Source organism: Streptomyces sp. NPDC057010, assembly GCF_042673805.1.
GTDB lineage: Bacteria > Actinomycetota > Actinomycetes > Streptomycetales > Streptomycetaceae > Streptomyces.
Map to the genome: position 1 here is coordinate 1 of NZ_JBHUSC010000014.1, position 23336 is coordinate 23336.

The following is a 23336-nucleotide window of genomic DNA, read 5'->3' on the forward strand; positions in this document are numbered from 1 at the left end:
CCGTCGGCATGCCCGGCCCAAATCCAGCCCCGCCGGCGTTTGAGGCGCGGGGGTACGGGGGCGGAGCCCCCGGCAGCGGCGCCGCACATCTCCAGCCCCGCCGGCGTTTGAGGCGCGGGGTCCGGGGCGGAGCCCCGGCAGCGGCGCCGCACACGAAAAAGGGCACCCCGGCCGGGAGGCCAAGGGCAGCGGCGCGGCAGGCGACAATGGCCCGGTGCTCCACGATCTCTTCCCGCCCGGGATCCAGCATGCCCTGGACCTCGCCGGCATCTTCGTCTTCGCCACCGCGGGCGCCCTCCTCGCCGTCCGCAAGAACTTCGACGTCTTCGGCATCGCCGTCCTCGCCCTCGTCACCGCCCTCGGCGGCGGCCTCTTCCGCGACCTCGTCATCGGCGCCGTCCCCCCGGCCGCCTTCGGCGAGCTCAGCTTCTTCCTGACCCCCCTCATCGCGGCCGCGATCGTCTTCTTCCTGCACCCCGAGGTCCAGCGCATCAACCGCGCCATCAACGTCTTCGACGCGGCCGGCCTCGGCCTGTTCTGCGTGACGGGCACGACCAAGGCGTACGAGTACGGCCTCGGCCTCACCGCCTCCGCGGCGCTCGGCCTGGCCACCGCCGTCGGCGGCGGCGTCCTGCGCGACGTGCTGGTCAACGAGGTGCCGTCGCTGCTCCGCGACCGCGAGATGTACGCGGTCCCCGCCGTCGTCGGCGCCTCGATGGTCGCCGTCTTCATCGGCCTCGACGTCCTCAACGGCTTCACCACCGCCGTGGCGATCGTCACCACCTTCGTGCTGCGCCTGCTCGCCATGCGCTACCACTGGCGGGCCCCACTGGCCTGGAACCGACGCTCCTCGGTGGCCGAAGAGCCGTAGAAAAAGCTACCGCTTAGTAGCCGCCGGGTGTACCGTCGTCACATGTCACACGCAGCTGCCCAGGCATCCATCGGCGACAGCGAGTTCGACCGCGACACCACCATCACCGCGCGCGCGGACGAGCCCGGGGTGTACGACACGGAACTCTCCGCAGGGTGGACGATCATCACCGCCGTCAACGGCGGCTACCTGCTGGCCCTGGTCGGCCGGGCCCTGTCGGCGGCCCTCCCGCACCCGGACCCCTTCTCCGTGTCGGCCCACTACCTGACCTCCTCGGTGCCGGGCCCCGCCGTGATCCGCACCCAGGTCGCCCGCGTCGGCCGCACCCTCTCCACCGGCCAGGCCTCGCTGTTCCAGTACGACGAGAACGGCGCCGAGGTCGAGCGCATCCGCGTCCTCGCCTCCTTCGGCGACCTCTCCTCGCTCCCGGACGACGTCCGCACCACGGCGCTCCCGCCGGTCATGCCCGCCTACGGGGACTGCCTCGGCCCGGAGGCCGGCCCGGCCCCGATCCCCGGCAGCTCCGCGATCGTCGACCGGCTCCGGCTGCGACTGGACCCGGCGACGGCGGGCTGGGCCGTCGGCGCCCCCTCGGGCAAGGGCGAGATGCGGGCCTGGTTCGAGCTGGCCGACGGCCGCGACGCCGACCCGCTCTCCATGCTCCTCGCCGTGGACGCCCTCCCGCCGACCTCCTTCGACCTGGGCCTGCTCGGCTGGACCCCGACGGTGGAGCTCACCACCCACATCCGCCGCCGCCCGGCCCCCGGCCCCCTCCGCATCTCGATCACCACCCGCAACCTGGCCGGCGGCTTCCTCGAGGAGGACGCCGAAGTCTGGGACTCCGCCGACCACCTGGTGGCCCAGTCGCGCCAACTGGCCCGCGCCCCGCGCGCGTAATCCAGCCCCGCCGGCGTTCGAGGCGCGGGGTCCGGGGCGGAGCCCCAGGGGCCCGGGCGCGGCCCGGGGCCTCACCCCGCGACCCCCGCGGAGCGGAACGGCGGCGGACGACCCCCGCGGGGCCTCGTAGAATCGGGGGATCATGGCCTACCTCGACCACGCCGCCACCACCCCGATGCTTCCGGAGGCCGCCGCGGCGATGACCGCGCAGTTCGCCGCCACGGGAAACGCATCCTCCCTCCACGCCGCCGGCCGCCGCGCCCGCCGTACCGTCGAGGAGGCCCGCGAGGCCTTCGCCGAGGCGATCGGCGCCCGCCCGAGCGAGGTGGTCTTCACCGCCGGCGGCACGGAGGCCGACAACCTCGCCGTCAAGGGCCTCTACTGGGCCCGCCGCGACGCCGACCCCGCCCGCACCCGCGTCCTCACGAGCCCCGTCGAACACCACGCCGTGCTCGACGCCGTGCACTGGCTCGCCGAGCACGAGGGCGCCCAGGTCGAGTACCTGCCCGTGGACCGCTACGGCCGCGTGCACCCCGAAGCCTTCCGCGAGGCCGTCGAGCGCAACCCCGACGACGTCGCGCTCGCCACCGTCATGTGGGCCAACAACGAGATCGGCACCGTCATGCCGGTCCACGCGCTGGCCGCCATCGCCGCCGAACACGGCATCCCGCTCCACTCCGACGCCGTCCAGGCCTTCGGCCAGCTCGACGTCGGCTTCGCCGACAGCGGCCTCGCCGCCATGACCGTCAGCGGCCACAAGGTAGGCGGCCCGTACGGCATCGGCGCCCTGCTCCTGGGCCGCGACCAGACCCCCGTCCCCGTACTGCACGGCGGCGGCCAGGAGCGGCACGTCCGCTCCGGGACCCTCGACGTCCCGGCCGTCGCCGCCTTCGCGGTGGCCGCCACCCTCGCCGCCGAGCGGCGCGAGCAGTTCGCCACCGAGATCGGCGCCCTGCGCGACGAGCTGGTCGCCGCCGTCCTCGCGGCCGTGCCCGACGCCGTCCTCGGCGGAGACCCCGTCGACCGGCTCCCGGCGAACGCCCACTTCAGCTTCCCCGGCTGCGAGGGCGACTCCCTGCTCCTCCTGCTCGACGCCCAGGGCATCGAGTGCTCCACCGGCTCCGCCTGCACGGCCGGCGTCGCCCAGCCCAGCCACGTCCTCCTGGCCGCCGGCACCGACCCCGAGCTGGCCCGCGGCACCCTGCGCTTCTCCCTCGGCCACACCTCCACCAAGGAGGACATCGCAGCCCTGTCCGCAGCCATCGGCCCGGCCGTGGAACGCGCCCGCACGGCAGGCCTCAGCTAGCGGCGGCCAGCGCCTCGCCGACCAGGCGGATGTACCGGTTCCAGTCCCAGTGGCGGCCCGGATCCGTGTGGTCGGCGCCCGGCACCTCCGAGTGCCCGAGGATGTGTCTGCGGTCCACGGGTATGCCGTACCTCCGGCAGACATCCGCCGCGAGCCGGGCCGAAGCCGCGTACATCGCGTCCGTGAAGTCCTGCGGCCGGTCCACATAGCCCACGTGCTCGATGCCGACGCTGCGCTCGTTCATCGAGCGGCTCCCCGCGTGGAAGGCCACATCCAGCTCGCGCACCATCTGCTCTATGTGGCCGTCCTGGCGGACTATGTAGTGCGCCGACGCCTTGTGCCACGGGTTCTTGAAGGCGTCCACCGAGGTCTCGAAGCCGCCCTGCGTCACATGGATGACGATCCGGTCCACGCGGTAGTCGTCCGGCCGGTCCGCCAGCCGCCAGTTCGCCGGCGAGGCCGCCGTCCAGCTCGCGCCCGCGTGGTCGAGCTCGCCCTCCTTGCGCGGCTTGGCCACCCCCGGCACCAGCCACCAGGCCCGGCGGATCTCGTCCCGGCCGGCGACCGCCGCCACCGTGAAGATGCCGAGCCCGCCGAAGAGCACGGCCCTGCGCGTCTTCCCCGGCGGCTTCTTCGCCCCGTTCCCCTTGGTCGCCAATGTGATCCACCCCCCACAGCCGATAACGCGCTGTGACCCCGCGCGGTTCCCCGTACTCTGGAAGGCGCTATGACTGAGAACCTGCCGCGCACCGCCCGCCCCCTTCGCGTCCTGGCCGCCATGTCCGGCGGCGTGGACTCCGCCGTCGCCGCCGCCCGCGCGGTCGAAGCCGGGCACGACGTGACCGGCGTCCACCTCGCGCTCTCCGCCAATCCGCAGTCCTTCCGGACCGGCGCGCGCGGCTGCTGCACCATCGAGGACTCCCGCGACGCCCGCCGCGCCGCCGACGTCATCGGCATCCCCTTCTACGTCTGGGACCTCGCCGAGCGCTTCCGCGAGGACGTCGTCGAGGACTTCATCTCCGAGTACGAGGCCGGGCGCACCCCGAACCCCTGCCTGCGCTGCAACGAGAAGATCAAGTTCGCGGCGCTGCTCGACAAGGCCCTCGCCCTCGGCTTCGACGCCGTCTGCACCGGCCACTACGCCACCGTCGTCCTGAACGAGGACGGCACCCGCGAGCTGCACCGCGCCTCCGACATGGCCAAGGACCAGTCGTACGTCCTCGGCGTCCTCGACGAGAAGCAGCTCGCCCACGCGCTCTTCCCGCTCGGCGACACCCTCACCACCAAGGACGAGATCCGCGCCGAGGCCGAGCGGCGCGGCCTGGCCGTCGCGAAGAAGCCCGACAGCCACGACATCTGCTTCATCGCCGACGGCGACACCCAGGGCTTCCTCGCGAACCGCCTCGGCAAGGCCGAGGGCGATATCGTCGACGAGTCCGGCGAGAAGATCGGCACCCACGAGGGCGCCTTCGGCTTCACCATCGGCCAGCGCAAGGGCCTGCGCATCGGCCACCCGGCCGCCGACGGCAAGCCCCGCTACGTCCTCGACATCTCGCCGGTGAACAACACCGTCACCGTCGGCCCCGTCGAGGCCCTCGACGTCACCGCCCTCACCGCGATCCGCCCCCGCTGGTGCGGTTCGACGGCCGCCGCCCCGGGCACCTACACCGCCCAGCTGCGCGCCCACGGCGGCGAGACCGAGGTCTTCGCCGAGCTGGTCGACGGCGAGCTGCGCGTCTCCTTCACCAAGCCCGTGCGCGGTGTGGCCCCCGGCCAGGCGATCGTCCTCTACGACGGCACCCGCGTCGTCGGCTCCGCCACCATCGCGACGACGACGCGGGCCACCGCGGCCGTCTGACGGGTTCCGGCTCAGGCCACCGTCAGGACGATCTTGCCGGTGGTCCGGCCGCGCTCTCCGATGCCGTGGGCCTTCGCGGCCTCCTCCAGCGGCAGGACCGTGTCGACGACCGGGCGCAGCCTGCCCTCCTCCACCAGGGCCGCGATCTGCACCAGCCCCCGGAAGTCGGGCTCGACCAGCGTCCAGCCGGTGCGGACGCCCTGCGCGTCCGCCGGTACGTCGTCCGGGGAGGGCAGGGTCACCAGGTGCCCGCCGGGCTTGAGGACCTTCAGCGAGCGTTCGCCGGTCTCCCCGCCGACGGAGTCGAGCACCACGTCCACGTCCGACACCATCTCGGCGAAGTCCGCCGACCGGTAGTCGATCAGCTCGTCGGCCCCCAGCTCGCGCAGCAGGCCGTGCTTGGCCTCGCTCGCCGTGCCGATCACGTACGCTCCGTGCGCCTTGGCGATCTGCACCGCGAGGTGGCCGACGCCGCCCGCCGCCGCGTGGATCAGCACCCGCTGCCCGGCGGTGATCCCGGCCGTGTCCACCAGTGCCTGCCAGGCGGTCAGCGCCGCCAGCGGCAGCGCGGCCGCCTGCACGTGGTCGAGGGAGGCGGGCTTGCGGGCGAAGTGCCGGGCCGGGCCCACCACGTACTCGGCGTAGCCGCCCGCCTGGCGCGGGAAGTGCGGCATCCCGTACACCTCGTCGCCCGCGCGGTACAGGGTCACGCCGGGGCCGACCGCCTCGACGGTGCCGGAGACGTCCCAGCCCACGATCGGGGTCTCGCCCCAGGCGATCAGGGCGCCGCTCGCCCGCGTCTTCCAGTCGACCGGGTTCACGCCGGCCGCGTGGACGCGCACCAGGATCTCGTTCAGGCCCGGCTCGGGCCGCTCGATCTCGGTCTCGGTCAGGACCTCGGGGCCGCCCCACTCGTTCACGACCACAGCACGCATTTCTTCTTCTCCTCGAACGGTTTCGATGTGCCTCCAGCATCGGCCGGGCGCGGCGGGCGTGGTATTGGCCGGATGGCCACTATGTGACAGGATCTGGCCATGACCGAAGTGAGTGCGGCAGGGACGACGGCAAGTGCGACGGCAGCCCGGGCGGGCGGCGCGCACGACCTGCACCGGATCGCGGTGCTCGCCCTGCCCGGCTTCCCGCCGTTCGAGCTCGGGATCCCCTCCCGGGTCTTCGGCAGCGCCGTGGACGAGGACGGCCGGGCCCTCTACGAGGTCGTCGTCTGCACCGTCGACGGCGGCCCGGTGATGAGCGACTCCGGGTTCGGCCTCCAGCCCGCCGCCGGGCCCGAGGCCCTCGCCGCCGCCGACACCGTGATCATCCCGCCCACCCACGCCATGCCCGAGCTGGTCCTGGGCGGGCCGCTGCCGCCCGAGGTGGCGGCGGCCATCGCCGGCATCCGGCCCGGCACCCGCCTGGTCTCGATCTGCACCGGCTCCTACGTGCTCGCGGCCGCCGGCCTCCTCGACGGGCGCCCCGCGACGACGCACTGGAACCTCGCCCCCGAATTCCGTCGGGCCTACCCGAGGGTCCTCCTCGACGAGGACGTCCTCTTCGTCGACGACGGCGACATCCTGACCTCCGCCGGGGTCTCCGCCGGCGTCGACCTGTGCCTGCACCTGATCCGCCGCGACCACGGAGCCGCCGTCACCAACCGCGCGGCCCGCATGTGCGTCGTCCCGCCGTGGCGCGACGGCGGGCAGGCCCAGTACATCGACCGCCCGGTCCCGGAACCCACCGTCGCCACCACCACCGCCACCCGCGCCTGGGCCCTGGAGCGCCTCGCCGAGCCGATCGCCCTCGCGGAGCTCGCCGCCCACGCCCGGATGAGCCTGCGCACCTTCACCCGCCGCTTCCGCGACGAGGTCGGCATGACCCCGGTCCAGTGGCTCACCACCCAACGCCTGGAGATCGCCCGCCACTTGCTGGAGTCCAGCGACCTGCCGGTCGACCTCGTCGCCCACCGCTCGGGCTTCGGTTCCGCGGGCTCCCTGCGCCAGCACATGCGCACCACCCTCGGCGTCTCCCCGATCGCCTACCGCCGCACCTTCCGGCCACAGCAGGAGACCCCGGCCCCGGCATGACGCCGGAGGTCATCGCCCGCCGCCCCGCCGCCTGCCAGAATCCGGTCAACAGCCCGAACCGCCGGGCCGGTTGAAGGGGGAGCCCACCATGACCGCGTACGCCATCGGCCACATCCGCCCCGCCACCATGAACGAGGACGTCCTCCGCTACATCGAGGAGATCCAGTCCACGATGGACCCCTTCGGCGGCCGCTTCCTCGTCCACGGCCGGGAGGTGGAGGTCAAGGAGGGCCCCTGGCCCGGCACGGTCGTCGTCATCGGCTTCCCGGACATCGACCGCGCCCGCGCCTGGTACGACTCACCCGCCTACCAGGCCCTCCTCCCCCTGCGCACCGCCCACATCCAGGGCGAGGTCATCCTGGTCGAAGGCGTCCCGACCGACTACGACGCCACAAAGACGGCCGCATCCCTCCGCGAGGCCGCCGGGCTCTGACCACGGGCGGCGGGGTGCGAGCATGGGCGGTATGGCTACTCACCTGATCACCGGTGCCGGGTCCGGCATCGGCGCCGCCGTTGCCAGCCGGCTGCACGCCCGCGGCGACGAGCTCGTCCTCCTGGCCCGTGACGCCGGGCGCGCCAAGCAGCTCGTCGAGCGGTACCCCGGCGCGCGGGCGCTCGTAGGAGACCTCGCCGATCCCGACCGGCTGTCGTGGGCGTTCTCCAAGCAGGCGATCCCCGAGCGCATCGACTCCCTGCTGCACGTCGCCGGGATCGTGGACCTCGGACCGGTCGGGGAGCTGCGGCCCAAGACCTGGCACCAGCAGCTCAACGTGAACCTGATCGCCCCCGCCGAGGTCACCCGGCTGCTGCTCCCCACCCTGCGGGCCTCGCGCGCGACCGTCGTCTTCGTGAACTCCGGCGCCGGCCTCACCGCCCACGCCGACTGGAGCGCCTACGCCGCCTCCAAGCACGGGCTCAAGGCCCTCGCCGACTCCCTGCGCGCGGAGGAGAAGGGGAACGGGATCAGGGTCACCTCCGTCTACCCCGGGCGCACCGCCAGCCCCATGCAGGCCAAGGTGCACTCGCAGGAGGGCAAGGACTACGACCCCTCCGACTGGATCGACCCCGAGTCCGTCGCGACGACCATCGTCATGGCCGTCGACCTGCCCCGCGACGCCGAGGTCAACGACCTGACCGTCAGGCCCGGCCGATGACCGCGAGCGCCACCGGCGTCGGATCGCTCCCCGGCGGCGACGCCCGCGAGGCCGCCAAGACCGCCACCGGTTCCTTCGAGGAGTTCCCGTACCTCCCCGAGCTGCCCGCCCGCGGGCCCGGCGCGGACATGATCGGCCGCTCCCTCGGCCTGCTCGTCGACATGTACGCGCACGTCGAGCCCAGCGGCTGGCGCGTGAGCGACCGCCCGGGCCGGGACACGAGGCGCGCCCGCTCCTGGCTCGGCGAGGACCTGGACGCCCTGGAGGAGTTCACCCAGGGGTACGAGGGGAAGCTGAAGGTCCAGGCCGTCGGCCCGTGGACCCTGGCCGCCGCCCTCGAACTGCACGGCGGCGAGGCCGTGCTCCAGGACGCGGGCGCCTGCCGCGACCTGGCCGGATCGCTCGCCGAGGGGCTGCGCGGGCACGTGGCCGACGTGCGCAAGCGCATCCCCGGCGCCGAGATCGTGCTCCAGTTCGACGAGCCCTCGCTGACCGCGGTGCTGCTCGGACGGGTGCGGTCCGCGAGCGGCTACCGGACGTACCGGGCCGTCGACCGGCAGGTCGTCGAGGGGACGCTGCGGGATCTGTTCTCCGTCCACGAGGGCGAGGTGATCGTGCACTCCTGCGCGCCCGAGGTGCCCTTCGGGCTGCTGCGGCGAGCCGGCGCCGCGGGCGTGTCGTTCGATTTCTCCCTGCTCACCGAGCGCGAGGACGACGCCATCGGCGAGGCCGTGGAAAGCGGTACGAAACTCTTCGCCGGAGTGGTGCCGGGCACCGACGGCCCGTTGTCAGACCCTGCCGGTAGCGTCATGGGTGTCAGGAAGCTTTGGCGCAGGCTGGGGCTGGCCCCGGGGACCCTCGCGGAGTCCGTCGTGGTCACCCCCTCGTGCGGTCTGGCGGGCGCTTCACCCGCCTACGCCCGCGCGGTGCAGGCGCATTGCGTCAGGGCGGCGAGGTCGCTCGCCGACAACCCTGAGTGACGGTCGAGACGGGCCACGGGAGGACACGGCATGGCAGCCGAACAGCAGGACACGGCAGTACCGACGGCGGTGCGTGAGCAGCACGCGCTGCTGGCCGAGCAGGTCGAGGAGCACCGCTTCCGGTACTACGTGAACGACCAGCCGGTCGTCAGCGACGCCGAGTTCGACAAGCTGCTGCGCTCGCTGGAGGCGCTGGAGGAGGAGTACCCGGAGCTCCGTACGCCCGACTCGCCCACCCAGAAGGTGGCCGGGGCGTACGAGACGGATTTCGCCTCCGTCGAGCACCGCGAGCGGATGCTCTCCCTCGACAACGCCTTCGACGAGGAGGAGCTGGCGGCCTGGGCCGAGCGGGTGGCCCGGGACACCGGCACCGCCGACTACCACTACCTGTGTGAGCTGAAGGTGGACGGCCTCGCCGTCAACCTCACCTACGAGAACGGCCGCCTCACCCGCGCCGCCACCCGCGGCGACGGCCGCACCGGCGAGGACATCACGCCCAATGTCCGCACCATCGCCGAGATCCCGGACCGCCTCAAGGGCGACCGGGTCCCGGCCCTCGTCGAGATCCGCGGCGAGGTCTACTTCCCGATGGAGAAGTTCGAGGAGCTCAACGCCCGGCTCGTCGAGGCCGAGGGCAAGCCCTTCGCCAACCCGCGCAACGCGGCCGCCGGTTCGCTGCGCCAGAAGGACCCGAAGGTCACCGCCACCCGACCGCTGCACATGGTGGTGCACGGCATCGGCGCCCGCCAGGGCTTCGAGATCGAGCGCCAGTCGCAGGCGTACGAACTCCTGCGCGAATGGGGTCTGCCCACGGCCCGGCACAACAAGGTGCTCTCCTCGCTCGCCGAGGTGCGCGAGTTCATCTCCTGGTTCGGCGAGAACCGCCACTCCGTGGAGCACGAGATCGACGGCGTCGTCGTCAAGCTCGACGAGATCGCCCTCCAGGGCCGCCTCGGCTCCACCGCCCGCGCCCCGCGCTGGGCCATCGCCTGGAAGTACGCGCCCGAAGAGGTCAACACCAAGCTGATCGACATCAAGGTCGGCGTCGGCCGCACGGGGCGGGTGACCCCGTACGCACAGGTCGAGCCGGTGACGGTCGCGGGCTCGGAGGTCGAGTTCGCGACCCTGCACAACCAGGAGGTCGTCAAGGCCAAGGGCGTGCTCATCGGGGACACCGTCGTGCTGCGCAAGGCGGGCGACGTCATCCCCGAGATCCTCGGCCCGGTGGTGGACCTGCGGGACGGCAGCGAGCGGGAGTTCGTGATGCCGTCCGAGTGCCCCGAGTGCGGGACGGAACTGCGCCCGATGAAGGAGGGGGACATCGACGTCCGGTGTCCCAACGGGCAGACCTGCCCGGCGCAGCTGCGCGAGCGGCTCTTCTACCTCGGCGGCCGGCAGAGCCTGGACATCGAGAACTTCGGCATGGTGGCGGCGGCCGCGCTGACCAGCCCGCTGGAGCCGGCCCAGCCGCCGCTGCTCGACGAGGGCGACCTCTTCGACCTCACCATCGAGCAGCTCCTGCCCATCAAGGCGTACGTCCTCGACCCGGACAGCGGACTGCCCAAGCGGGATCCGAAGACGGGCGAGGAGAAGATCGTCACGGTCTTCGCCAACCAGAAGGGCGAGCCGAAGAAGAACGCCCTGGCGATGCTGGAGAACATCGCGGCCGCCAAGGAGCGCCCGCTCGCCCGCATCATCAACGGCCTGTCGATCCGTCATGTCGGCCCGGTCGCCGCGGAGGCGCTCGCCCGCGAGTTCCGGTCGATCGAGCGCATCGAGCAGGCCACCGAGGAGGAACTGACCGCCACCGACGGCGTGGGCGCCATCATCGCGGCCTCCCTCAAGGAATGGTTCGCCGTCGACTGGCACCAGGAGATCCTGCGCAAGTGGCGTGCGGCCGGAGTGCGGATGGAGGAGGAAGGTTCCGCCGAGGAGGCGGGGCCGCGCCCGCTGGAGGGCCTGACCGTCGTCGTCACCGGCACTTTGCAGAGCCACACGCGGGACGGCGCCAAGGAGGCGCTGCAGAGCCGCGGGGCCAAGGTCACCGGCTCCGTGTCGAAGAAGACCTCGTTCGTCGTGGTCGGCGACAACCCGGGCTCCAAGTACGACAAGGCCGTGCAGTTGAAGCTCTCCATCCTCGACGACGCCGGTTTCGAGGTACTCCTGGAGCAGGGCCCGGAGGCGGCGCGGGAAGCCGCGCTTCCGGTGGACGGCGGGGGCGAAGAGCAGTAGGACGGCAGAAGGCAATCGTCTCGGGGGAGTAGCGAAGGCGAACGGATGCGTGGCGTGCGGCCGTACGGGCGGGCGCACGCCAGGCGCGTCCACCGGTGGTAAACGGCCGGTACAAGGCTGGTCGCAGGGCGGTGACCTGTCGGATCATCGGATGGGTGACCGGGGGGTCCTGGTCCAAACTCACCCGTTCGGCGGATACCGTACTGATGAGGATGGCTGGGTCGCATTCGGGCAACCACCGCCGACCGCTGCCCCTGGGAGCCTCCCGCGTCCTACTGTTGAGGGGTGCGCCTGTCGTGCACGGCTGCCGGACACGATTCCAGCCGTGATGGCATGACGTCAGGGCCATTGCGTGACATCGGCATCGCCGGCTGTGAGAGGGACGGGCATGAAACCCACCGAAAGCGCCGACCCGTCACCTGAATTCGGCGGGGAACTCCCGTCCATGCGGGCGGGCCGGCTCGGTGTCCTGGGGTCCAGGACACCGGAGACGCGACCGCTCGACCTCGGTGAGGGCGGATCCGGGCGCCGCAACGTGCTCGCGCTCGGCATCGTGGGGCTCTCCGCCGTCGTGCTCGCGGCCGGCGTGGTCTCCGCGCTGACCGGTCGTCATGCGCTGTTCCCCGGTGGCTCGGTGGGCTGGGCGCTGGCCCTGCTCACCGGCATCATCGTCGGCCACCTCGTCGCGCTCGGCCGGGACCGCTGGTGGGGCGGCACCGGCTCGGGCGCCGCCCTCACCCTCGGCGTGCTCATCCTCTACGGGTGGGTGCCCGCCGGGCTCGTCTCCCTGGCGGTGGTCTCCCTGGTCGGGGCCGCACGCCGGCACCGCTGGCGGCAGGGGCTGCTGCACGGCTCCGCGGACGTCCTCGGCATCGGCGCGGGGGCCCTCGTACTGGCCGCCTTCGGGGAGGCGCCCTCCGTCGAGACCCCCTGGAAGCCCACCGGCTGGGGCCTGGACGCGGTCCCCGAGGTCATCCTCGTCGCCGTCGCCTACCTGCTCGTTACCCGCGTCCTGCTGTGGCTCGCGCTGGCCCCGCGCGGCGGCGGCCTGCCCACCGCCGCCCGTACGGCCCTGGTCCGCCAGGCGCTGGTGGCCGTCGCGCTGCTCGGCATCGCCCCGCTGATCTGCGCCGTCGCGGTCACCCAGCCGGTGCTGCTGCCGCTGTTCGCCGTACCGCTCATCGCGCTGGACTCCACCCTGTGGATCGCCCGGGCGCGCGCCGAGGAACAGCTGCGCGACCCGCTGACCGGGCTGCCGAACCGGCAGTGGCTGCTGGAGCGGGCCTGGTCCGCGCTGGACGAGGCTGAACGTTTGGGCACCCGGGCAGCTCTTGTGCTGATCGACCTGGACCGCTTCCGCGCGGTCAACGACACGCTGGGCCACCTGGCGGGCGACCGGCTCCTCCTGCAGATCGCCGAGCGGCTGCGCCAGGCCCTGCCCGAGGACGCCGAGGCGGCCCGGCTCGGCGGCGACGAGTTCGCCGTCCTCCTCCCCACCACCGACTCCACCACCAGCGCCCAGCGGATCGCCCGCCACCTGGTCGCGGAGCTCAGCTCCCCGCTGGACCTGGACGGCCTCACGCTCGTCCTGGAGGCCAGTGCCGGCCTCGCCGTCTTCCCCGACCACGCGCTGGACGCGGAGGGGCTGCTGCGGCGGGCCGACGTGGCGATGTACCAGGCGAAGCGGGACCGCACGGGCGTGGAGGTGTACGAGTCGAAGCGGGACAGCAACACGCCCGACCGCCTGGGCCTCCTCGGCGACCTGCGCCGGGCCCTGGACGCGGGCGAAGTGGAACTCCACTACCAGCCGAAGGTCCGCTTCGACGGGCAGGTGGCGGGGCTGGAGGCCCTGGTCCGCTGGGTGCACCCGGAGCGCGGCCGGGTGTCGCCCGACGAGTTCATCGCGATCGCCGAGACCTCCGGGCTGATGCCGCACCTGACGGAGTACGTGCTGGAGACGGCCCTCGCGCAGGTGGCGCGGTGGCGGGCGCAGGGCCTGAAGGTCCCGGTCGCCGTCAACGTCTCTCCGCGCGACGTCCACACCCCGGGCTTCGCGGGTGCGGTGGCCGCCCGGCTGGCCCGGCACGGGGTTCCGGCGAGCGGGCTCCAGCTGGAGATAACGGAACACGTGCTCCTGGAGGACCCCCAGCGGGCGGCCGACACCATGGCGGGCCTGACCGGCCACGGCGTGAAGATGTCCCTGGACGACTTCGGCACGGGCTACTCCTCGCTGGTGCACCTGCGGCGGCTGCCGGTCAGCGAGCTGAAGATCGACCGCTCGTTCGTGGGCCGGCTCGCCGTCGACGCCCAGGACGCGGAGATCGTCCGCTGCACGGTGGACCTGGCGCACTCGCTCGGGCTGCTGGTCGTGGCCGAGGGCGTGGAGGACGACGAGACCTGGGAGCGGCTGCGGGACCTGGGCTGCGACGCCGTCCAGGGCTGGCTGGTCGCGGCCGCCATGCCCCCGCAGGAGGCCACGGCGTGGCTGCTGGCCCGCGGCGAACGCGGCTGGCGCCGCCCGGCGGACATCTCGGCCGAGCTTGCGGCCGCCGAGGCCGACGCCGTGTGACTCCGCCGTATCCGGGGTGCGGCGCCGCTACGGGGGCTCCGCCCCCGAGCCCCGCGCCTCAAACGCCGGCGGGGCTGGATGGTGCGGCGCCGTTGCCGGGGCTCCGCCCCCGGACCCCCGCGCCTCAAACGCCGGCGGGGCTGGATCGTGCCGCGCCGCTGCTGGGGCTCCGCCCCAGACCCCGCTCCTCAAACGCCGGAGGGGCTGGTTTTGGCCGCTGCCGCCGGTTGGGTGCGCGCCTTCTTGAGGCGCGCTTACGAGGCCGGCGCAGCAAAATCCAGCCCCTCCGGCGTTTGAGGAGCGGGGGTACGGGGGCAGCGCCCCCGGCAACGGCGCCGCACCGGGCGTATCCAGCCCCGCCGGCGTTTGAGGCGCGGGGCCGGGCGGAGCCCGGGAAGGCCCGCGCAGCGGTCCCGCGCCCGGCCCCCGTACCGGCATCCGCGCAGCGGCCCCGGCTAACCGTTTAGCGGGTCAGGGGGCGGGCCCCATAGGATTGGGCCCGAAACCTACACACTCACCACCCCCAGAGGATCGCTGCATGCCTGGCATCACGCGCGAGGAGGTCGCCCACCTCGCTCGGCTGGCACGTCTGGAACTCAAGGCCGAAGAGCTGGACCACTTCGCCGGACAGCTCGACGACATCATCGGCGCGGTCGCCCGCGTTTCCGAGGTCGCCGACCAAGACGTACCGCCGACCTCCCACCCGCTGCCCCTGACGAACGTCATGCGCGCGGACGAGGTCCGTCCTTCGCTCACCCCCGAGCAGGCGCTCTCCGGCGCTCCCGCCCAGGAGCAGCAGCGTTTCAAGGTGCCGCAGATCCTGGGGGAGGACTAACCATCATGGCTGACACGAACACGATCATCCGGCTCACGGCCGCCGAGACCGCCGAGAAGATCGCCTCCGGCGAGCTCACGGCCGTCGAGGTCACCGAGGCCCACCTGGCCCGCATCGACGCGACCGACGAGAAGGTCCACGCCTTCCTGCACGTCGACCGCGAGGGCGCCCTCGCCCAGGCGGCGGCCGTCGACGCCAAGCGCGAGCGCGGCGAGGAGCTCGGCCCGCTGGCCGGCGTACCGCTCGCCCTCAAGGACATCTTCACCACCGTCGGGGTCCCGACCACCGTCGGCTCGAAGATCCTCGAAGGCTGGATCCCGCCCTACGACGCCACCCTGACGCGCAAGCTCAAGGAAGCCGACGTCGTCATCCTCGGCAAGACCAACATGGACGAGTTCGCCATGGGGTCCTCGACCGAGAACAGCGCCTACGGCCCCACCGGCAACCCCTGGGACCTCACCCGCATCCCCGGCGGCTCCGGCGGCGGCTCCGCGGCCGCGCTGGCCGCCTTCCAGGCCCCGCTCGCCATCGGCACGGACACCGGCGGTTCCATCCGCCAGCCCGCCGCCGTCACCGGCACCGTCGGCGTCAAGCCCACCTACGGCGGCGTCTCCCGCTACGGCATGGTGGCCTTCTCCTCCTCCCTCGACCAGGGCGGCCCCTGCGCCCGTACGGTCCTGGACGCCGCGCTCCTGCACGAGGTCATCGCCGGCCACGACCCGCTCGACTCCACCTCCATCGACGCCCCGGTCCCGCCGGTCGTCGAGGCGGCCCGCAACGGCTCCGTCGCCGGCATGCGCGTCGGTGTCGTCAAGCAGTTCCGCGGCGAGGGCTACCAGGCCGGCGTCGTGCAGCGCTTCGACGAGTCGGTCGAGCTCCTCAAGGAGCTGGGCGCCGAGATCGTCGAGCTGGACTGTCCGTCCTTCGACCTCGCGATGGCCGCGTACTACCTGATCGCGCCGTCCGAGTGCTCCTCGAACCTCGCCCGCTTCGACGCCATGCGCTACGGCCTGCGCGTCGGCGACGACGGCACCAAGTCCGCCGAGGACGTCACCGCCCTGACCCGCGAAGCCGGCTTCGGCGACGAGGTCAAGCGCCGCATCATCCTCGGCACGTACGCGCTCAGCTCCGGCTACTACGACGCGTACTACGGCTCCGCCCAGAAGGTCCGCACGCTCATCTCGCAGGACTTCGAGAAGTCCTTCGAGCAGGTCGACGTGATCGTCTCCCCGACGACCCCGACCACCGCCTTCCCGATCGGCGAGCGCACCGACGACCCCCTCGCCATGTACCTCGCGGACCTGTGCACGATCCCGACCAACCTGGCCGGGAACTCCGCCATGTCGCTCCCGTGCGGCCTGGCGCCCGAGGACGGCCTGCCGGTCGGCCTGCAGATCATTGCCCCGGCGATGAAGGACGACCGGCTGTACAAGGTCGGCGCGGCCGTCGAGGCCGCCTTCGTCGAGCGCTGGGGCCACCCGCTGCTTGAGGAGGCACCGTCGCTGTGAGCAACGCACTGTCCAAGGCCAAGGGCTTCAAGAAGTCCAAGTCCGGCACCTACCTGTCGATCGGCACCACCGCTTTCGGTGCCATCAGCGTGATCAAGCAGGCCCGCAAGGCCCGCACCGAGCACGACACGCTGCAGCTCGTCGACGCCGTCGTGTCCGCCGCCGCCATCGTCACCGGCCTCGCGATCCTGTACCGCGAGCTGAAGCGCCTGGGCGACGACGACGTCCTGCTGGGCTGAGAGGGAAAAGTTTCACCGTGAGCACCTACACCGAACTGATGTCGTACGAGGACGCTCTCGCCTCGTACGACCCCGTCATGGGCCTTGAGGTCCATGTCGAGCTCGGCACCAAGACCAAGATGTTCTGCGGCTGTTCCACCGAGCTGGGCGCCGAGCCCAACTCGCAGACCTGCCCGACCTGCCTCGGTCTGCCCGGCTCCCTGCCGGTCGTCAACGCGATCGGCGTCGAGTCCGCCATCAAGATCGGCCTCGCGCTGAACTGCGAGATCGCCGAGTGGTGCCGCTTCGCCCGGAAGAACTACTTCTATCCGGACATGCCGAAGAACTTCCAGACCTCCCAGTACGACGAGCCGATCGCCTTCAACGGCTACCTCGACGTGCAGCTGGAGGACGGCGAGGTCTTCCGCGTGGAGATCGAGCGCGCCCACATGGAGGAGGACACCGGCAAGTCGCTGCACGTCGGCGGCGCCACCGGCCGTATCCACGGCGCGTCCCACTCCCTGCTGGACTACAACCGCGCCGGCATCCCGCTCATCGAGATCGTCACCAAGCCGATCGAGGGCGCGGGCGTGCGCGCCCCCGAGGTCGCCAAGGCGTACGTCGCCGAGCTGCGCGAGGTCATCAAGGCGCTCGGCGTCTCCGAGGCCCGCATGGACAAGGGCCAGATGCGCTGCGACGTGAACCTGTCGCTGCGCCCGACCCCCGAGTCCGAGTTCGGCACCCGCAGCGAGACGAAGAACGTCAACTCGCTGCGCTCCGTCGAGCGCGCGGCCCGCTTCGAGATCCAGCGCCACGCGGCGGTGCTCTCGTCGGGCGGCTCGATCGTGCAGGAGACCCGGCACTTCCACGAGGAGGACGGCTCCACCACGGCCGGCCGCATCAAGGACAACGCCGAGGACTACCGGTACTTCCCGGAGCCCGACCTGGTGCCCGTGGCCCCGGCCCGCGACTGGGTCGAGGAGCTGCGCGCCGGCCTCCCCGAGATGCCGCGCGTGCGCCGCAACCGCCTCCGCGAGGAGTGGGGTGTCAACGAGCACGACATGCAGTCGATCCTCAACGCGGGCGCGGTGGACTCCATCGTCGCCACGATCGAGGCGGGCGCCGACTCGACCGCCGCACGCAAGTGGTGGATGGGCGAGCTTGCCCGCAACGCCAACGAGCAGGGCGTCTCCGTCGACGAGCTGCCGATCACCCCGGCCCAGGTGGCCCGGGTGGCGGCCCTGGTCGCGGACGGCTCGCTCAACGACAAGCTGGCCCGCAAGGTCCTCGAAGGCGTCCTCGCCGGCGAGGGCACCCCGGACGAGGTCGTCGAGAAGCGCGGCCTGAAGGTCGTCTCGGACGAGGGCGCGCTCGGCGCGGCCGTGGACGAGGCCATCGCGGGCAACGCGGGCATCGCCGACAAGATCCGCGGCGGCAAGATCGCGGCCGTCGGCGCGCTGGTCGGCGCGGTCATGAAGACCACCCGCGGCCAGGCCGACGCGGCCCGGGTCAAGGAGCTCATCCTGGAGCGCCTGGGCGTCTCCGAGGGCTGAGCGAGCGGTTCCGCACGGCGGTGGCCCGCACCGGTACGACGTACGGTGCGGGCCACCGCTCTTTCGTCAGCGCTTGAGGACGGGCGCGGCGATGACGGCGCTGCCGGTGTCCTTGCAGCCCTCCTCCACCTTCAGCCGCAGGCGCAGGGCCCCCTTGATGTCGAGGGACTTGGTGACCGGCTTGCCCAGGTGGACCAGCTCCGAGAAGAGCGCGGGCTTGTCGTCCACGGAGATCGTCACGCGGGCCTGCTCCATGGTCGCGCCGTCGTCGATGCCGGCGGTGAACTCCAGCGTGGACCAGGCGCGGTTCACGTCGTACTCGATGGTCGCACCGTAGTAGCAGCTGCCGAGCAGGGCCGCCCCGTACTCCTTCGTGTTCAGCTTGGCGGAACCGACGTCGAAGTTGTGGGCTTCGCCGACCGACGACAGCACGGTCAGATCGGCCACGTTGCTGTCCTTGACCGAGCCCGGGGCCGCGGGGCTCGACGAGCCCTCCGGAGTGGAACCGGAGTCCGAGGGTTCCTCGGACGGAGTCGCCGACTCCGAATCGGACGCCGACGCGGAGGCCGACGGGGCGGACGCGCTCGTCCCGCCGGGCTTCGCGTTGGCCGCGGCGTCGTGCTCGTCCTTGTCGCCCAGGAGCCGTACGCCGAGCACCGCGATCGCCGCCAGGACCACCACGGCGGCCACCGAGCCCAGGACCAGACCGGTCCGCCGCTTCCTCGGACGGGGCGGCTCGGGGGCGGGCGCCGGGATCGGGTGGTACGCGGGCCCGTACCCGGCGGGTACCGAGCCGGGCACCGTGGCGGGGCCCGGGTCGGGGGCCGTCACCGGCGCGGTCGGCGGCGCCTGCACCGGCTGCGGCGGCACCACGGGCGCGGGCGGCGGGGCGGCCGGCTTGGGCGGGGTGTCCTGGGCCGCGCGCTGGGAGGTGGAGGTGGTCGTGGACACCACCGCGTGGCGGACGTCCTTCATCCAGCCCGCCAGGCTCACCGGCCGCTGCGCGGGATCCGCCGAGTAGATCGAGGTGATCCGCGCCCGCTGCTCGGCGTCCAGTACGGCGATCTGCGGGAGCGCGGCCAGCGCCTGGGACAGCTGCTCGGGCGTGGCGGGCGGCGACTGCCCGCTCAGCAGGAAGTAGGCGATGGCGCCGAAGGCGTACCGGTCCGTGCCCGGCGTCCGCTTGCCGTCGAAGACCTCCGGCGCCGCGTAGCCCTGGGTGAACCAGATCTCGGCGGTCTGGTGGTCGGCGGTCAGCTTGCTGAGCCCGAAGTCCACCAGGGTGGCCTGGCCGTGGGCGTCGACCATGACGTTGCCGGGCGAGAGGTCGCCGTGGACCACCTGGCGCCCGGACGGGGTGGCCTTCCCCGAGTGCAGCCAGTCCAGTACGTCGGCCAGCTGCTCCAGCGTGCGCATCACCTCGCGACGCTCGGCGGCGGTGGCGAGGGTCCGCTCCGCCCGCCAGTCGCGCAGGTCCAGCCCGTCGACGTGGTTCATGACGAGGACGAGCGCCCGCCCGGTCAGGGTCGAGGACTCGCCGGGCCGGTGGATCGGCGGTCCCTCGAAGTGCTCCCGTACGCCCACGACGCCGGGGCGGTGGACGAAGCGCAGCAGTTCCGCCTGCTCGTTCCACTTCTGGCTGATCCGGTCGAAGATCTCGGGGGTGATGGTCGTCTTGGAGTCGAGCACCTTGACGACCACGGGCTCCGACCCCCCGGCCAGCTCTATCTCCGCGAGATAGAGCACGGCCTCCCCGCCGCGCCCGATGGAACGGAGTAACCGGTAGCGGTCGGCTGCCGCGTCCGGCCCGATGTGCAGGTTCCGGCTGGTCATTTTCCCCCCAGCGCCCATGGTGTGAGTGGGGATCAGCTTCCAGCCACGGGCCGCGCGGGGTCAATGGGAACCGGTGTCCCGTTAGGGTGACGGTCACTTCTTCAGGGTGGGGGCTCCCAGAGTGAGCGGACCCAGACCGCAGTTGCGGGCGGGGTCCTCGTAGGAGATCTCCAGACGCCGGCCGTTCGCGACGTCGAGCGACAGGGGCTTCGGCGATCCGATCCGGACCTCGCCGGCCCACACGGAGGAGCCGTCGACCGTCACGTTGATCCGCGCTGTCGGATGCGTGGAGGAGTCGTCGACGCCCGCGACCATGCTGAGGGTCTTCCAGCCGCCACCGAGGTCGTAGGCGGCCGAGCCGTCGCAGATCTTGTAGGGGCCCGCGGACACCAGGGCGGTGTCGTACTGCTGGCCGTTGAGCGACCCCTTGCCCACGTCGAACCACGCGTACTCGCTCTTGGCGGCCGGGGCCAGGGTGGTGAGCGAGACCCCGTCGGAGTCCGGCGGGGCCGAGCGTGAATCCGAGGGCTGCGCCGCGGGGCGGTTGCCGCCCGCCTGCTTCGAGCCGTCCCCGTCCTTGTCGCCGAGGAGCCGTACGCCGAGCACCGCGAGCGCCGCCAGGACCAGCACCCCGGCCACGCCGCCCAGGACCCGGCCGCGACGCCGCTTCTGCGCGGGCGCGGGCGGGGACGGCGGCGGCGACAGGGGCGGGGCCGGCGGCATCGGCGGGGTGTCCTGGACGTCCCGCGGTACGGAGACCACGGCCGCCCGGACGTCGTGCACCCAGGCGGTCAGGCCGGGCGGCCGCTGCTCCGGATCGGCCGAGCAGAGCGCGGCGATCCGCGCCCGTCGCTCCGCGTCCAGTACCGCGATCTGCGGCAGCGCGGCGATCGCGTCGGCCAGCAGGCCCGGTACGGCGGGCGGCGACTGGCCGCTCAGCAGGAAGTAGGCGATGGCGCCGAAGGCGTACCGGTCCGTGCCCGGCGTCCGCTTGCCGTCGAAGACCTCGGGGGCGGCGTAGCCGGGGGTGAACCAGATCTCGGCGGTCTGGTGGTCGGCGGTCAGCTTGCTGAGGCCGAAGTCCACCAGCGTGGCCTGGCCGTGGGCGTCGACCATGACGTTGCCGGGGGAGAGGTCGCCGTGGATGACCTGGCGTCCGGAGGGGGTGGCCTTCCCCGAGTGCAGCCAGTCCAGTACGTCGGCCAGCTGTTCCAGGGTCCGCATGATCTCGCGCCGATCAGCGGGCAGGGAGAGGTCCCGCTCGGCCCGCCAGTCGCGCAGGTCGAGCCCGTCCACGTGGTTCATGACGAGGACCAGGGACCGCCCGGTGACGTCGGAGGCCTCGCCGGGCCGGTGGATCGGCGGTCCCTCGAAGTGCTCCCGTACGCCCACGACGCCGGGGCGGTGGACGAAGCGCAGCAGCTCCGCCTGCTCGTTCCACTTCTGGCTGATCCGGCCGAACTCCTCGGTGGTGATCGTCTGCCGGGAGTCCAGCACCTTGACGACGACGGGCTCGACCCCGCCGGCCAGGTCGATCTCCGCGAGGTGGATCACGGCCTCCCCGCCGCGTCCGATGGACCGCAGCAGCCGATACCGGTCGGGCGCCGTGTCAGGTCCGATACACAGCCTCTGGCTGCTCAACCTACCCCCAAGGCCAGAGAGTTGATGGAGATCAGCTTCGCTGGCCGGGGGAGGCGGGGTCAATGGGAATCGGGACGCCCGGCACACTGTGTGCGGGGAAGACGGGTTGGGGAGGGGCGGGCCAGTGGAGATCGGTGCGATGGTCATCGCGGTGGCGGGTGTCGCGGGCACGCTGGGGGGCGCGCTGCTCACCCAGCGGGGCGCGGAGCGCACGAAGAGGCGGGAGATCGAACTCGTGCGCCGGCACGACGAGGTGCGCGAGAACCTGGCGCTGCGGCGCAGCTGCTATGTGGACCTCAACCGGGAGGCCCGGCAGTTCGCCACCGCCCTCAACGGCCACCTGCACGCCATGCGGGAACGCCGGGCCGAGGACGCCGACCGGGCCGCGCTCGACGCCGCGAAGGACGCCTTCCGCGACCGCTACTCCGAGGCGCAGATGATCGCCCCCGATCCCGTCCTCGCGTCCGCGGGGGCGGTCAACCATGCCCTGACGGGGGTCTACGGGCAGGTGAAGCGCCTGGAGCGGGGCGCGCCGGACCCGGGGGAGTCGATGGACCGGGCGGCGGAGGCCCAGCAGGCCATCTGGGCGCCGCTCCGCGAGATGCGGGCGGCCATGCGGGCCGACCTGGGAGTGTCGCGCGAGGAGTGAGGACCGCCCGGTCAGCGGGTGGCGTCGTCGACGAAGGCGGCCCAGGTGGCGGGGGCGACGGTCAGGACCGGGCCGTCGGTGACCTTGGAGTCCCGGACGTGGACGGCAGCCGGGTGGGCGGCCACCTCGACGCAGTCGCCGCCCGCATCGCCGCTGTAGCTCGACTTCCGCCAGTGGTAGGCGACTTCGAGGCAGGCGCCGCCGGCGTCACCGCTATAGCTCGACTTGAACCAGGCCAGTTGGTGCGTCATGACTCTCCTAGCAGGTCGTCCAGCAGGCGCTTGCTGTCCTCGATGGAGAGCGCCTGCGAACGCAGCATCCCATATTTGAGATGGAGGAGATGGACCTCGTCGGGGTCGTCTTGGAGGAAGCTCACGTGCTGGCCCTCCAGGTAGGCGAGTTGGTCGTGGTCGGGGGTCTCCAGCAGGATCATCGGGCCGTTGAGGCCTGCGTGGGTCTCGCGATGGGTGCGGATGATCTGGATCCCCACGAAGGGGAGTTCGGCCATGGCGCGCAGATGACGCAGCTGTCCCCGTAGGACTTCGCGGCCGCCGATCGGGCGTTCCAGCATGGCCTGTTCGATGATGAAGTGCATCACTGGCGGTTGCGGCTTGCGCTGGAAGATCTTTTGGCGGGCCAGGCGGTCCTCGGTCTGCTGCGTGATCTGGTCGGCGGGCAGCGGCGGGTAGAAGTTGGCGAAGAGCGCCGCTGTGTACTCCGGGGTCTGGAGCAAGCCGGGGATGGCGGCGTTCTCGTACCAGAACAGGCTGAGTGCCTCCTCCTCGTGCTCCATGTAGTCACGGGCGAACGCCGGATACCGCTCGCGGCGCGGGATCGCCTCCGCCGCTTCGAGCAGGGCCCCCTTCGAGTCGAGGAGGGAGTCGAGGACCTCGGCCATCTTCGTGGAGAGGGGCCTGCGGCCCTGTTCCACCGAGGCGATGGACTCGACGTCGCAGTGGGCCAGTTCGGCGAGTTGTTCCTGGGTGAGCCGGGCGCGCTTGCGCTGATGGGCCAGCAGGACGCCGACGACCTTCCAAGAGGCGTTGCGCTGTGGCCTGTTGCTGTGGGGCATGCCGGTCACTTCCCCCTCGGCGGCCCCGCTGACGCACGAACCGCCCGTACGGCACCCGTACAAAACCGTTGTACGG

At 72.4% G+C, this 23336-nt stretch carries 21 protein-coding genes; 15 read left to right on the forward strand and 6 right to left on the reverse strand.

What is annotated here, in order from left to right; translation table 11 throughout:
- Nucleotides 1-214: 214 nt before the first annotated feature.
- From ACFTXQ_RS15435 to ACFTXQ_RS15445, 3 genes are all read left to right on the forward strand, one after another.
- A complete protein-coding gene (locus tag ACFTXQ_RS15435) occupies nt 215-871 on the forward strand; it encodes a trimeric intracellular cation channel family protein (RefSeq protein WP_382640759.1) in 657 nt (218 codons plus the stop codon).
- Nucleotides 872-913: 42 nt separating this feature from the next.
- Complete coding sequence (locus tag ACFTXQ_RS15440) at nt 914-1768, forward strand: thioesterase family protein (RefSeq protein ID WP_382640762.1); 855 nt, start codon at nt 914-916, stop codon at nt 1766-1768.
- Nucleotides 1769-1910: 142 nt separating this feature from the next.
- Complete coding sequence (locus ACFTXQ_RS15445; protein ID WP_382640764.1) at nt 1911-3074, forward strand: cysteine desulfurase family protein; 1164 nt, start codon at nt 1911-1913, stop codon at nt 3072-3074.
- Here the strand turns inward: ACFTXQ_RS15445 and ACFTXQ_RS15450 are convergent.
- Complete coding sequence (locus ACFTXQ_RS15450; RefSeq protein ID WP_382640767.1) at nt 3067-3732, reverse strand: N-acetylmuramoyl-L-alanine amidase; 666 nt, start codon at nt 3730-3732, stop codon at nt 3067-3069. The genes ACFTXQ_RS15445 and ACFTXQ_RS15450 overlap by 8 nt on opposite strands.
- A gap of 69 nt (nt 3733-3801) precedes the next feature.
- On the opposite strand from ACFTXQ_RS15450, the gene mnmA reads away from it, so the two are divergent.
- Nucleotides 3802-4932 carry a tRNA 2-thiouridine(34) synthase MnmA gene (gene mnmA / locus ACFTXQ_RS15455; protein WP_382640770.1) on the forward strand — a complete coding sequence of 377 codons (1131 nt, stop codon included), beginning with the start codon at nt 3802-3804 and terminating at the stop codon, nt 4930-4932.
- 11 nt (nt 4933-4943) lie between these two features.
- Here mnmA and ACFTXQ_RS15460 read toward each other — a convergent pair whose 3' ends face one another.
- Entirely contained in the window at nt 4944-5867 is a 924-nt protein-coding gene (locus ACFTXQ_RS15460; protein ID WP_382640773.1) for an NADP-dependent oxidoreductase, read from the reverse strand.
- A gap of 99 nt (nt 5868-5966) precedes the next feature.
- Here ACFTXQ_RS15460 and ACFTXQ_RS15465 point away from each other — a divergent pair, with 99 nt between their 5' ends.
- The 10 genes from ACFTXQ_RS15465 to gatB all read left to right on the forward strand — a co-directional run bounded on the left by ACFTXQ_RS15465 (nt 5967) and on the right by gatB (nt 18065).
- Nucleotides 5967-7016, forward strand: a complete 1050-nt coding sequence (locus tag ACFTXQ_RS15465; protein WP_382640776.1) for a GlxA family transcriptional regulator — start codon at nt 5967-5969, stop codon at nt 7014-7016.
- Nucleotides 7017-7104: 88 nt separating this feature from the next.
- A complete protein-coding gene (locus tag ACFTXQ_RS15470) occupies nt 7105-7449 on the forward strand; it encodes a DUF1330 domain-containing protein (RefSeq protein WP_382640779.1) in 345 nt (114 codons plus the stop codon).
- A gap of 31 nt (nt 7450-7480) precedes the next feature.
- Nucleotides 7481-8170: an SDR family oxidoreductase gene (locus ACFTXQ_RS15475; RefSeq protein WP_382640782.1), complete on the forward strand. Its 690-nt coding sequence runs from the start codon at nt 7481-7483 to the stop codon at nt 8168-8170.
- Nucleotides 8167-9150: a methionine synthase gene (locus tag ACFTXQ_RS15480; RefSeq protein ID WP_382640785.1), complete on the forward strand. Its 984-nt coding sequence runs from the start codon at nt 8167-8169 to the stop codon at nt 9148-9150. The genes ACFTXQ_RS15475 and ACFTXQ_RS15480 overlap by 4 nt, the downstream gene beginning before the upstream one ends.
- Nucleotides 9151-9180: 30 nt before the next feature.
- Nucleotides 9181-11382 carry an NAD-dependent DNA ligase LigA gene (gene ligA / locus ACFTXQ_RS15485; protein WP_382640788.1) on the forward strand — a complete coding sequence of 734 codons (2202 nt, stop codon included), beginning with the start codon at nt 9181-9183 and terminating at the stop codon, nt 11380-11382.
- A 388-nt stretch (nt 11383-11770) separates the two neighbouring features.
- Nucleotides 11771-13951, forward strand: coding sequence for a putative bifunctional diguanylate cyclase/phosphodiesterase (locus ACFTXQ_RS15490; RefSeq protein ID WP_382640791.1), 2181 nt, complete (start codon nt 11771-11773; stop codon nt 13949-13951).
- Between the two features lie 538 nt (nt 13952-14489).
- Nucleotides 14490-14786 (forward strand): Asp-tRNA(Asn)/Glu-tRNA(Gln) amidotransferase subunit GatC, encoded by a 297-nt coding sequence (gene gatC, locus ACFTXQ_RS15495; RefSeq protein WP_010984178.1) that lies wholly within the window; start codon nt 14490-14492, stop codon nt 14784-14786.
- Between the two features lie 5 nt (nt 14787-14791).
- Nucleotides 14792-16294 carry an Asp-tRNA(Asn)/Glu-tRNA(Gln) amidotransferase subunit GatA gene (gatA, locus tag ACFTXQ_RS15500; protein WP_382640794.1) on the forward strand — a complete coding sequence of 501 codons (1503 nt, stop codon included), beginning with the start codon at nt 14792-14794 and terminating at the stop codon, nt 16292-16294.
- Nucleotides 16291-16533 carry a hypothetical protein gene (locus ACFTXQ_RS15505; protein ID WP_382640797.1) on the forward strand — a complete coding sequence of 81 codons (243 nt, stop codon included), beginning with the start codon at nt 16291-16293 and terminating at the stop codon, nt 16531-16533. The genes gatA and ACFTXQ_RS15505 overlap by 4 nt, the downstream gene beginning before the upstream one ends.
- A gap of 38 nt (nt 16534-16571) precedes the next feature.
- Entirely contained in the window at nt 16572-18065 is a 1494-nt protein-coding gene (gatB, locus tag ACFTXQ_RS15510; RefSeq protein ID WP_382641012.1) for an Asp-tRNA(Asn)/Glu-tRNA(Gln) amidotransferase subunit GatB, read from the forward strand.
- Nucleotides 18066-18131: 66 nt separating this feature from the next.
- On the opposite strand, the gene ACFTXQ_RS15515 is transcribed toward gatB, so the two are convergent.
- Together ACFTXQ_RS15515 and ACFTXQ_RS15520 are read right to left on the reverse strand one after the other, a co-directional pair.
- On the reverse strand, nt 18132-19898 hold the full coding sequence (locus ACFTXQ_RS15515; RefSeq protein WP_382640800.1) for a protein kinase: 1767 nt from the start codon (nt 19896-19898) through the stop codon (nt 18132-18134).
- A 93-nt stretch (nt 19899-19991) separates the two neighbouring features.
- On the reverse strand, nt 19992-21452 hold the full coding sequence (locus ACFTXQ_RS15520; RefSeq protein WP_382640803.1) for a serine/threonine protein kinase: 1461 nt from the start codon (nt 21450-21452) through the stop codon (nt 19992-19994).
- 211 nt (nt 21453-21663) lie between these two features.
- On the opposite strand from ACFTXQ_RS15520, the gene ACFTXQ_RS15525 reads away from it, so the two are divergent.
- Nucleotides 21664-22188 carry a hypothetical protein gene (locus ACFTXQ_RS15525; RefSeq protein WP_382640805.1) on the forward strand — a complete coding sequence of 175 codons (525 nt, stop codon included), beginning with the start codon at nt 21664-21666 and terminating at the stop codon, nt 22186-22188.
- A gap of 11 nt (nt 22189-22199) precedes the next feature.
- On the opposite strand, the gene ACFTXQ_RS15530 is transcribed toward ACFTXQ_RS15525, so the two are convergent.
- Together ACFTXQ_RS15530 and ACFTXQ_RS15535 are read right to left on the reverse strand one after the other, a co-directional pair.
- Complete coding sequence (locus ACFTXQ_RS15530; RefSeq protein WP_382640808.1) at nt 22200-22439, reverse strand: DUF397 domain-containing protein; 240 nt, start codon at nt 22437-22439, stop codon at nt 22200-22202.
- Nucleotides 22436-23260, reverse strand: coding sequence for a helix-turn-helix domain-containing protein (locus tag ACFTXQ_RS15535; RefSeq protein WP_382640811.1), 825 nt, complete (start codon nt 23258-23260; stop codon nt 22436-22438). The genes ACFTXQ_RS15530 and ACFTXQ_RS15535 overlap by 4 nt, the downstream gene beginning before the upstream one ends.
- Nucleotides 23261-23336 lie beyond the last annotated feature (76 nt).

What these genes read in the sequence shown, in the direction of transcription:
- ACFTXQ_RS15440 (WP_382640762.1), top strand. Translation starts at nt 914, where the DNA reads ATGTCACACGCAGCTGCCCAGGCATCCATCGGCGACAGCGAGTTCGAC.
- ACFTXQ_RS15470 (WP_382640779.1), top strand. Translation starts at nt 7,105, where the DNA reads ATGACCGCGTACGCCATCGGCCACATCCGCCCCGCCACCATGAACGAG.
- ACFTXQ_RS15490 (WP_382640791.1), top strand. Translation starts at nt 11,771, where the DNA reads ATGAAACCCACCGAAAGCGCCGACCCGTCACCTGAATTCGGCGGGGAA.
- ACFTXQ_RS15480 (WP_382640785.1), top strand. Translation starts at nt 8,167, where the DNA reads ATGACCGCGAGCGCCACCGGCGTCGGATCGCTCCCCGGCGGCGACGCC.
- gatB (WP_382641012.1), top strand. Translation starts at nt 16,572, where the DNA reads ATGTCGTACGAGGACGCTCTCGCCTCGTACGACCCCGTCATGGGCCTT.
- ACFTXQ_RS15535 (WP_382640811.1), bottom strand. Translation starts at nt 23,260, where the DNA reads ATGCCCCACAGCAACAGGCCACAGCGCAACGCCTCTTGGAAGGTCGTC.
- gatC (WP_010984178.1), top strand. Translation starts at nt 14,490, where the DNA reads ATGCCTGGCATCACGCGCGAGGAGGTCGCCCACCTCGCTCGGCTGGCA.
- ACFTXQ_RS15515 (WP_382640800.1), bottom strand. Translation starts at nt 19,898, where the DNA reads ATGACCAGCCGGAACCTGCACATCGGGCCGGACGCGGCAGCCGACCGC.
- gatA (WP_382640794.1), top strand. Translation starts at nt 14,792, where the DNA reads ATGGCTGACACGAACACGATCATCCGGCTCACGGCCGCCGAGACCGCC.
- ACFTXQ_RS15465 (WP_382640776.1), top strand. Translation starts at nt 5,967, where the DNA reads ATGACCGAAGTGAGTGCGGCAGGGACGACGGCAAGTGCGACGGCAGCC.
- ACFTXQ_RS15530 (WP_382640808.1), bottom strand. Translation starts at nt 22,439, where the DNA reads ATGACGCACCAACTGGCCTGGTTCAAGTCGAGCTATAGCGGTGACGCC.
- ligA (WP_382640788.1), top strand. Translation starts at nt 9,181, where the DNA reads ATGGCAGCCGAACAGCAGGACACGGCAGTACCGACGGCGGTGCGTGAG.
- ACFTXQ_RS15475 (WP_382640782.1), top strand. Translation starts at nt 7,481, where the DNA reads ATGGCTACTCACCTGATCACCGGTGCCGGGTCCGGCATCGGCGCCGCC.
- ACFTXQ_RS15460 (WP_382640773.1), bottom strand. Translation starts at nt 5,867, where the DNA reads ATGCGTGCTGTGGTCGTGAACGAGTGGGGCGGCCCCGAGGTCCTGACC.
- mnmA (WP_382640770.1), top strand. Translation starts at nt 3,802, where the DNA reads ATGACTGAGAACCTGCCGCGCACCGCCCGCCCCCTTCGCGTCCTGGCC.
- ACFTXQ_RS15445 (WP_382640764.1), top strand. Translation starts at nt 1,911, where the DNA reads ATGGCCTACCTCGACCACGCCGCCACCACCCCGATGCTTCCGGAGGCC.